Source organism: Pseudomonas sp. NPDC087346 (genome assembly GCF_044744235.1).
Classification (GTDB): domain Bacteria; phylum Pseudomonadota; class Gammaproteobacteria; order Pseudomonadales; family Pseudomonadaceae; genus Aquipseudomonas.
Genome location: NZ_JBIUXX010000079.1, coordinates 11,454 through 20,552, shown reverse-complemented (window position 1 = coordinate 20,552; position 9,099 = coordinate 11,454). Strand labels below are relative to the sequence as shown.

General features: G+C 57.6%; 8 protein-coding genes, 1 other RNA gene and 3 pseudogenes (1 of these 12 cut by a window edge). 8 read left to right on the top strand and 4 right to left on the bottom strand.

The window, feature by feature from the left end; genetic code table 11:
• Positions 1–14: 14 nt before the first annotated feature.
• From rpsI to ACIOZM_RS28455, 6 genes and pseudogenes are all read left to right on the top strand, one after another.
• Positions 15–194: pseudogene (rpsI, locus tag ACIOZM_RS28480) on the top strand (30S ribosomal protein S9); the annotation flags it as partial.
• 268 nt (positions 195–462) lie between these two features.
• Positions 463–1,056, top strand: a pseudogene (gene petA, locus ACIOZM_RS28475) (ubiquinol-cytochrome c reductase iron-sulfur subunit).
• A complete protein-coding gene (locus tag ACIOZM_RS28470; RefSeq protein WP_016985147.1) occupies positions 1,056–2,267 on the top strand; it encodes a cytochrome bc complex cytochrome b subunit in 1,212 nt (403 codons plus the stop codon). The pseudogene petA and the gene ACIOZM_RS28470 overlap by 1 nt, the downstream one beginning before the upstream one ends.
• Entirely contained in the window at positions 2,267–3,049 is a 783-nt protein-coding gene (locus ACIOZM_RS28465) for a cytochrome c1 (protein WP_401220195.1), read from the top strand. Before ACIOZM_RS28470 ends, ACIOZM_RS28465 begins: the two co-directional genes overlap by 1 nt.
• A gap of 147 nt (positions 3,050–3,196) precedes the next feature.
• Positions 3,197–3,811, top strand: a pseudogene (locus ACIOZM_RS28460) (glutathione S-transferase N-terminal domain-containing protein); the annotation flags it as partial.
• A gap of 19 nt (positions 3,812–3,830) precedes the next feature.
• Positions 3,831–4,244, top strand: coding sequence for a ClpXP protease specificity-enhancing factor (locus ACIOZM_RS28455; protein WP_401220193.1), 414 nt, complete (start codon positions 3,831–3,833; stop codon positions 4,242–4,244).
• Positions 4,245–4,297: 53 nt separating this feature from the next.
• Here ACIOZM_RS28455 and ACIOZM_RS28450 read toward each other — a convergent pair whose 3' ends face one another.
• From ACIOZM_RS28450 to ACIOZM_RS28435, 4 genes are all read right to left on the bottom strand, one after another.
• Positions 4,298–4,876: a BON domain-containing protein gene (locus ACIOZM_RS28450; protein WP_401220191.1), complete on the bottom strand. Its 579-nt coding sequence runs from the start codon at positions 4,874–4,876 to the stop codon at positions 4,298–4,300.
• Complete coding sequence (locus tag ACIOZM_RS28445) at positions 4,873–5,466, bottom strand: phosphoheptose isomerase (RefSeq protein ID WP_166221264.1); 594 nt, start codon at positions 5,464–5,466, stop codon at positions 4,873–4,875. The genes ACIOZM_RS28450 and ACIOZM_RS28445 overlap by 4 nt, the downstream gene beginning before the upstream one ends.
• A 104-nt stretch (positions 5,467–5,570) precedes the next feature.
• Complete coding sequence (locus ACIOZM_RS28440) at positions 5,571–5,933, bottom strand: YraN family protein (RefSeq protein WP_401220189.1); 363 nt, start codon at positions 5,931–5,933, stop codon at positions 5,571–5,573.
• Entirely contained in the window at positions 5,933–7,744 is a 1,812-nt protein-coding gene (locus tag ACIOZM_RS28435; protein WP_401220187.1) for a penicillin-binding protein activator, read from the bottom strand. The genes ACIOZM_RS28440 and ACIOZM_RS28435 overlap by 1 nt, the downstream gene beginning before the upstream one ends.
• A 177-nt stretch (positions 7,745–7,921) precedes the next feature.
• Here ACIOZM_RS28435 and rsmI point away from each other — a divergent pair, with 177 nt between their 5' ends.
• Both rsmI and rnpB read left to right on the top strand, forming a co-directional pair.
• Positions 7,922–8,827, top strand: coding sequence for a 16S rRNA (cytidine(1402)-2'-O)-methyltransferase (gene rsmI, locus ACIOZM_RS28430; protein WP_401220185.1), 906 nt, complete (start codon positions 7,922–7,924; stop codon positions 8,825–8,827).
• Between the two features lie 73 nt (positions 8,828–8,900).
• Positions 8,901–9,099: RNase P RNA component class A (gene rnpB, locus ACIOZM_RS28425), an RNA gene on the top strand; it runs 133 nt beyond the window's last position.

The following is a 9,099-nucleotide window of genomic DNA, read 5'->3' as shown; positions in this document are numbered from 1 at the left end:
TGATCTGCGGTTGAGTAAGTGGTCAAGCTGGCGCAATCCGCCACGGCATCACTCGCGCTCTGATGGACTACGACGAAACCCTGCGTGGCGCTCTGCGCAAAGCTGGCTTCGTTACTCGCGACGCCCGTGAAGTTGAACGTAAGAAAGTTGGTCTGCGTAAAGCGCGTAAGCGTCCGCAGTACTCGAAGCGTTAATTCCGCTTCCACGTTCAAAAAGAACGCCCGATTCCTCACGGAACCGGGCGTGTTTTTATGCCTGCGATTTATCAACTAATTGCGCTGTGACAACTTGCCACATTCGTAGACCCCCTATACTGCAAGGCTTGAGGGTGAGGGCTCCGGGTAATTCCCTTGTCAGAATTGGGGCTTTTCATTACCATTCGGCAAAATTTTTATAAGTAACATTGATTTATTTAGTAGATGCCTGATTTAACAGGCCACAAAGCTGATGGGAGAGGACTGAATGAGCAATGACGGCGTGAATGCAGGCCGGCGTCGCTTCTTGGTAGCAGCCACATCCGTGGTGGGTGCTGCAGGAGCGGTGGGGGCTGCGGTCCCGTTCGTGGGGTCATGGTTTCCCAGTGCCAAGGCGAAAGCCGCTGGTGCACCGGTGAAAGTGAATGTCAGCAAAGTCGAGCCAGGACAGCAGATGATTGCTGAGTGGCGCGGTCAGCCGGTGTTCATTGTCCGCCGTACTGCGGAAATCCTGGGGAATCTGAAAAAGATCGAGGGCCAGCTCTCTGACCCAGACTCCAAGAACTCGGTACAACCGACCTACGTTGATCCGGAAGTGCGTTCGATCAAGCCAGAAATTCTGCTGCTGATCGGGATCTGCACTCACCTGGGTTGTTCTCCGACCTTCCGTCCCGAAGTGGCACCTGCGGATCTGGGCAAAGACTGGGTAGGCGGTTATTTCTGCCCTTGCCACGGTTCACACTACGATCTGGCTGGACGCGTATAAAAGTCGCAACCTGCGCCATTGAAACTGCCAGTACCACCTCATTCCTATGAGACCGACGACATCATTGTCATTGGCGTCGATACGGAGAAAGCGTGATGAGCAAGTTCATGGATTGGGTTGATGCGCGCTTTCCCGCGACCAAAATGTGGGAAGACCATCTCAGCAAGTATTACGCTCCAAAAAACTTCAACTTCTTCTACTTCTTCGGCTCGCTGGCGCTGCTGGTTCTGGTCAACCAGATCGTTACCGGTGTCTGGCTGACGATGAGCTACACCCCGTCGGCAGAAGAAGCTTTTGCTTCTGTCGAATACATCATGCGCGATGTCGAGTACGGCTCGATCCTGCGTTTGCTGCACTCCACCGGCGCTTCAGCATTCTTCATCGTGGTCTATCTGCACATGTTCCGTGGTCTGCTCTACGGTTCGTACCAGAAGCCGCGTGAATTGGTGTGGGTCTTCGGCATGCTGATTTACCTGGCGCTGATGGCCGAAGCCTTCATGGGTTATCTGCTGCCATGGGGTCAGATGTCTTACTGGGGTGCCCAGGTAATCATCTCGCTGTTCGGTGCGATTCCGGTTATCGGCAATGATCTGACTCAGTGGATTCGTGGTGACTACCTGATCTCCGGGATCACTCTGAACCGCTTCTTCGCCTTGCACGTTGTGGCGCTGCCGATCGTGATCCTCGGCCTGGTGGTGTTGCACATTCTGGCGCTGCACGAAGTCGGTTCGAACAACCCTGATGGCGTCGACATCAAGAAGCATAAAGACGAAAACGGCATACCGCTGGATGGCATTGCCTTCCACCCGTACTACACCGTGAAAGATATCGTCGGTGTCGTGGTGTTCCTGTTCATCTTCTGCTTTATCGTGTTCTTCTTCCCGGAAATGGGCGGCTACTTCCTCGAAAAACCAAACTTCGAGCAAGCCAATCCGTTCAAGACGCCAGAGCATATTGCACCGGTCTGGTACTTCACGCCGTTCTACGCGATCCTGCGGGCGATCCCCGACAAACTCATGGGCGTTATCGCCATGGGCGCGGCGATTGCGGTGCTGTTCGTGCTGCCATGGCTCGACCGTAGCCCGGTCAAATCGATGCGCTACAAAGGCTGGATGAGCAAAATCTGGCTGGTGGTGTTCTGCATTTCGTTCGTGATCCTCGGCATTCTCGGTGTTCTTGCGCCGACGCCGGAGCGCACGCTGCTGTCGCAGGTCTGCACCTTCCTGTACTTCGCCTACTTCATTCTGATGCCGTTCTACACCAGGCTCGAGAAGACCAAACCGGTTCCGGAAAGGGTGACTGGCTGATGAAAAAGTTATTTTTTGCTCTGATTTTTGCTGCTTTGCCTGTCCTGTCCTTTGCCGCTGAACACGGAGGTCCGGAGCTGGAAAAAGTTGATATCGACGTTTCCGACAAGGCTGCCCTGCAGGATGGCGCGCGTACTTTTGCCAACTATTGCATGGGTTGCCACAGTGCCAAGTTCCAGCGTTACGAACGGGTTGCCGATGACTTGGGTATTCCGCATGAGCTGATGCTGGAGAAGCTGGTGTTCACTGGCGCCAAGATCGGCGACCACATGACCATCGGCATGCAGCCGGTCGACGCCAAGACCTGGTTCGGCGCAGCGCCGCCGGATCTGACCCTGGTGGCTCGCGTGCGTGGCACCGATTGGCTCTACGGTTATCTGAAGTCGTTCTACGAAGATCCTGCACGCCCATGGGGTGTGAACAACAAGGTCTTCCCGAACGTAGGCATGCCTAACGTGCTGGTCGGCCTGCAAGGTCGTCAGGTCGTGGGCTGCAAACAGGTACAGATCGTCGAAGACGGCAAGAAGCAATATGATCCGCTGACCGGCACGCCTTTGACCCATGAAGCGTGCGATCAACTGACCATCGTGCCGAAAAGCGGTGCTCTGAACGAAGAGCAGTTCGATGAGAAGGTCAAGAATCTGGTAACCTTCCTGGCTTACTCGGCTAACCCGGTTAAGCTGCAACATCAGCGCATCGGTACTTACGTCTTGCTGTACCTGGCGTTCTTCTTTGTGTTCGCCTACCTGCTCAAGCGTGAATACTGGAAAGACGTGCACTGATAACGCTTCAAGCATTGCTGTTAATCGCGCGCGCCCAAGGGCGCCTCCGATAACGCAGAGTCTGCTCAGTCAGACCTTGCGGGAGGCGCCCTCTGGGCGCGCGCGTTTTTCCGGTTCCGATCATTTCAACAAGCGAGGAGGATCGCCATGGGCGTGACCAATCGGTTGGCCTGTTACTCCGACCCCGCCGACCACTATTCCCACCGAGTGCGCATCGTGCTTGCAGAGAAGGGTGTCAGCGCCGAAATCATTTATGTGGAAGCTGGTCGCCAGCCGCCTAAACTGATTGAGGTGAACCCTTATGGAAGCCTGCCTACGCTGGTCGATCGTGACCTGGCGTTGTGGGAGTCCACCGTGGTGATGGAATATCTGGATGAGCGTTACCCACACCCGCCATTGATGCCGGTTTATCCGGTGGCGCGGGCCAATAGTCGACTGCTGATACATCGTATTCAGCGTGACTGGTGTGGTCTGGTGGATCTGATTCTGGATCCGAAAAGCAAGGAGGCCGCGCGTGCCGTGGCGCGCAAGGAATTGCGTGAAAGCCTGACGGGCGTGTCGCCGCTGTTTGGCGACAAGCCGTTTTTCCTCAGTGAGGAACAAAGTCTGGTGGATTGCTGCCTATTGCCAATACTCTGGCGTTTGCCGATTCTGGGTTTTGAACTGCCGCGGCCAGCCAAGCCGCTGCTTGATTATATGGAGCGTCAGTTTGCGCGTGAGGCATTCAAGGCGAGTCTGTCTGATGTCGAACGCGACATGCGCTTAGGCTTAAGGAGCCGCTATGAACTCCAGTCGACCTTATCTGGTCCGCGCGCTCTACGAGTGGATTGTGGATAACGATTGCACCCCGCACATGCTGGTCAATTCCGAGTACCCGGCGGTGCAGGTACCGCAGGGTTTTGCCAGCGACGGGCAGATTGTTCTGAACATCTCGCCCAGTGCCGTACGGCATTTGCACATGGACAACGACGTGGTGACCTTTGAAGGTCGTTTCGGTGGTGTCCCGCACAGTCTGTACGTGCCTATCAGCGCTATCCTGGGCATCTACGCCCGGGAGAACGGTCAAGGCATGGTGTTCGATCTCGAGTCGCCTATGGGCGAAGATGAAGAGTTTGAGCCCGATGATGATCTGCCACCACCCGACAGCGAGCCGCCGCGCCCTATAGGCCGGCCAAGTTTGAAAGTGGTGAAATAAAAAAAGGCGATCCGAATGGATCGCCTTTTTTATCGCCGCTGAAAAAGCCTGAATCAGTCGATGTATTCGAACAGCTTCACGATTTTCTGCACGCCGGAAACGCCCTGTACCAGATTGGTTGCCTGTTGGGCTTCCTGTTTGGTCAACAGGCCCAGCAGGTAGACGATGCCGTTCTCGGTCACGACCTTGATGCGCGAGCCTGGAATGCTGGCGTCGGTAAGCATCTGAGTCTTGATCTTGGTGGTCAGCCACGCGTCGTTCTGACGGGCCAGCAGAGAGGAGGGTTGCAGTATTTGCAGCTCGTTGTGCACCTTCTTCACGCGCTGTACGTTAGCGGCAGCCTGCTCGGCCTTGGCCTTGAGGTCTTCGCGCGGGGTTTGACCGGCCAGCAGCACCACGCCGTTGAAACTGGTGACGACGATGTGCGAGTCGTTGTCCAGGCCCGGATCGGCCTTGGCTACGTTGACGCCGACTTTGGTTTCGATCAACGAATCGTCGATCTTGCTGCCGAAGGTGCGGGTGCCGCGATCATCTTCAATCGGTGCTTCACGGCTGGCATTCACCACGGAGGTGCAGCCACTGATGCCGAGGCACAGGGTCAAGGCCAGAAGGCCCAGGCGATTTGCGGTCATTCTTCACTCCCGAACAGTTGGCTGTCGATCAGATCGCAGAGGCAATGGATCGCCAGCAAGTGGACTTCTTGAATACGTGCAGTGACATTGGCCGGTACGCGAATCTCGACGTCTTCCGGCAATAGCAGTGATGCCATGCCGCCGCCGTCGCGTCCGGTCAATGCTACGACAATCATTTCGCGATCATGTGCGGCCTGGATCGCTTGAATAATGTTCGCCGAGTTACCGCTGGTCGAAATCGCCAACAACACGTCGCCCGGCTGGCCGAGCGCGCGGATCTGTTTGGAGAAGATTTCGTTGTAGCTGTAGTCGTTGGCGATCGAGGTGATCGTCGAACTGTCAGTGGTCAGGGCGATGGCCGGCAGGCTCGGGCGCTCGCGCTCGAAGCGGTTGAGCAGCTCCGAGGAAAAGTGCTGGGCGTCGCCGGCAGAGCCACCGTTGCCGCACGAAAGCATTTTGCCTTCGTTGAGCAGGGCGTTGACCATGATTTGGCTGGCTTGCTCGATGTGCGGTGCAAGTACGTCCATCGCCTGTTGCTTGGTGTCGATACTGGCCTGGAAAAGCTGGCGAATTCGGGATTGCATGTCCATCTGTGTGACCTTAAGTAGCGCGGCTGTTCGGCACATGAATGTGCAGCCCGCAAAGCAAAGAGCAAAAATTGTCGGTGAAAGTGTCCGGGTCGGGATGCAGGCAATCAACTGTCGAAAGCATTCTGCAACCAGTTCAACTGATTCGGATGGCTGTCGATGGCCACCACGTCGAAGCGGCAGGGGGAATCGGCCCAGCGTGTTTCGCGCTGAAGAAAATACTGCGCGGCGAAAATCAGTTTCTGCCGTTTGCGCTCATCGATACTACCGAGTGCGCCACCCCATTGAGTGTTCTTTCTGTAGCGGACTTCAACGAATACTACTGTATCGCCATCAAGCATGACCAGATCAAGCTCACCGCGTTTGCATAACCAGTTCTGCGCCAGCAGGCGCAGACCCTGATGTTGCAGATGCTCGAGCGCCTGGCGCTCGGCATCTTTACCGCTTTGCGAGCTTGACCTGTCGGGCATCAGCGCGGGGTGTCCGGCAGGCGTTGAACCTGACCGTTGACGAACTGCGCCCATGGCAACTGACGCACTACACGCTGGTTCTGGGTCATGCCGAGGCTGCCCGACTGGCCTTCGATGCGGCTGTCCGGCAGAGCCTTGAGTTGACCCAGGCGCGGCGCCAGACGATAGGCGTCCACACCCATCGCATACAGGCGGCCGAGGCTGCCGGCAGCTTGTGGCCACTGTGCAACGACTTGCTGGCGCAGTGGATCATTGGCTTCCAGCAACCACGGAGTTTCGCAGAAGCGTACGCCGTTCATGTCGTTGTACTGATTGACGTCGCCACTGGCGCTGAATACGTGGGAGGTCGCGTACACCGGAACGTCACCCGCGTACTGGAAGTTCAGGGTCGGCTTGATCTGCTGCGCCTGCTGCGGAGTCGCAGCGAGGAAGATGAACTCGATGTCCTGACGACGCGAAGGCTGTGCGGCTACGTTGGTGCCGGCGGCATTCTGCAGGCTCTTGGCGCGGGCTTCGCTCTGGCGCAGCTGGAACATATCAGCGATTTGCTGGGCCAGTTGCACTGGCTGGTCGACACGTTCGGTAGCAACGATGCTGCCGCCGTTGGCTTGCCAATCCTGACTGAACGCGCGCAGAACGCGATCGCCCCATTCGCCTTTCGGCACCATGATCGCGGCGCGATGCAGGCCATCGGCACGAGCGCGGCGGGACACTTCGCGAGCTTCGTCTTCAGCTGCCAGACCGAACTGGAACAATTGCGCCGGGCCTTGATCGCCTTCGCTGTAGTTCAGCGCTAGGGTGGTGATCGGCAGTTGCGGGCGAGTGCTCAGCTGTTTGACCAGTGGTTTTTCCAGCGGACCAACGACCAATTGCACGCCATCGGCCTGAGCCTTGCGGTAGAACTCGTCCATCGAGGTCAGCTTCGAGCTGTCATAGAAGACGATCGCAGGTGGCTTCTGACCAGCCTGTTGCGCTTGATAGTGCGCAGCCATGAAACCTTCGCGCAGTGCTTTGCCGACCGAGGCCAATTGGCCGTCTTGCGGCAGCAGCAGGGCGATTTTGCTCAGGGGCTGGCTGGCCAGTTCCTTGAGTTTGGTCAGCGGCAACGGCAAGTTGATCGCTGCCGGATGCTTTGGATTCTGCGCGCGCCAGGCGTCGATTGCGGCTTGCTGCTGTTCCAGCGTGCCGGCGGTTTTCACCGCTAGCGCCAGACCCATCCAGCCGCCGAGGTCGTCGGAGGTGTTCGGTTGCAGTTGATCGGTTGGCAGCGAGGCGATCAGCGTCCAGATCGCTTCGTGGTTCTTGCTCGCTGCTTCGCCTTTGAGCATTGGCGCGATGAAGATGCGCTCGCGGGCGGCGGCGAGTGTCTGGCCATCGGCTTCAAGAGCGCGGGCGTGGACGATGCCGGTGCGAACCTGCTGATCTTCCGGCATCTCACCCAGGTGTTGCAGGCTTGGATGGCTCAGGGCAGTCAGCGCGGCTTTCGGCTGATTGCGCGTCATTGCCAGTTCTGCGGACAGGGTGCTGGCGAAAATCTGCTGGCCCGGCTTCAGTTGCTCCATTGGCACTTGTTGCAGGATTTGCGCGGACTGTCCGGCATTGCCCTGGCGATAAGCCTGATCCGCTGCGCTCAGGCGCAACAGGGCAGCTTTTTCCGGGGTTTTAGCCTGGGAAGCCTGTTCGAGCAGTTGCTCGATGCTGGCATCCGGAGTCCGTGGAAGTTCGCCAAGGCTGGACGAAGGGGAGCTGGCGCAAGCCGCCAACAAGGCAGCGAGGCAGAGGGCAGTGAACAGCCGCAGGCAAGCGATCATGTAAGTGTTCCTGATACTCGATCAAATTAGCGTGGAATTGTACCCAAGCACTGGCCGGGGCGCGATGTTACTGGCATGAATCAGTCAATTTAGCTGGTGCAAAGGCAGCAGGGCCGCATAACAGTGCGACAAACCGTGTCTGCCACGAATGCATCGCAAGCCTCTCGACACGCTACAATGGCGGCTTTTACCGATCATGAGGTGTGCGCTTTGACTGCTCCAGGTGCTTTGAATTCCGCTGCTGGCTCGCTTTATGTGGTGGCGACGCCCATCGGCAACCTGGACGACATCAGTGCCCGGGCTCTGAAAATCCTCCGTGAAGTGGCGTTGATCGCTGCCGAGGACACTCGTCACTCGCAGCGACTGATGCAGCATTTCGGCATTTCCACGCCGCTGGCAGCCTGTCATGAACACAACGAACGTGATGAAGGTAGCCGTTTTATTACCCGGCTGCTGGCGGGCGACAATGTGGCGCTGATCTCCGATGCTGGCACGCCGCTGATTTCCGACCCCGGTTATCACTTGGTGCGGCAGGCCCGTGCAGCAGGAATCAACGTGGTGCCGGTGCCGGGTGCGTGCGCGTTGATCGCTGCACTGTCGGCGGCAGGCTTGCCCTCCGATCGCTTCATCTTCGAAGGCTTTCTGCCGGCGAAGATGGTTGGGCGCAAGGCGCGTCTGGAAGCCATTAAAGAAGAACCGCGTACGCTGATTTTCTATGAGGCACCGCATCGTATTCTGGAATGTCTGCAGGATATGGAAGCGGTGTTCGGTGGCGAGCGCCCGGCATTGCTGGCTCGTGAGATCACCAAGACCTTCGAGACGCTCAAGGGCTTGCCGCTGGCTGAGCTGCGCGCGTTCGTTGAATCCGACAGCAATCAGCAGCGCGGCGAATGTGTGGTGCTGGTTGCGGGCTGGACTGCGCCGGAATCCGAAGATGCGGTCAGCAGTGAAGCCATGCGCATCCTCAATCTGCTGCTCGAAGAGATGCCGCTCAAGCGCGCTGCGGCCCTCGCGGCGCAGATCACCGGTGAGCGCAAAAACGTGCTGTATCAGGTTGCGCTGGATAAACAGAAAGGCGTGTAAGCCGTCGCCCATAGCGGTCTTGAGGCTTTTAGCGCTTGTTCTTCGGCCGCTCTGCCGTTAACCTTCGCGGCGGAGAGTCGATCGGACAGTCGCTGCCCTCTATGAAAATTAGGGGGGGGAGGAAAGTCCGGGCTCCATAGGGCGAAGTGCCAGGTAATGCCTGGGTGGCGTGTGCCTACGGAAAGTGCCACAGTATATAACCGCCTAAGCGCTTCGGCGCCGGTAAGGGTGAAAAGGTGCGGTTATAGCGCACCGCACGACTGGCAACAGTT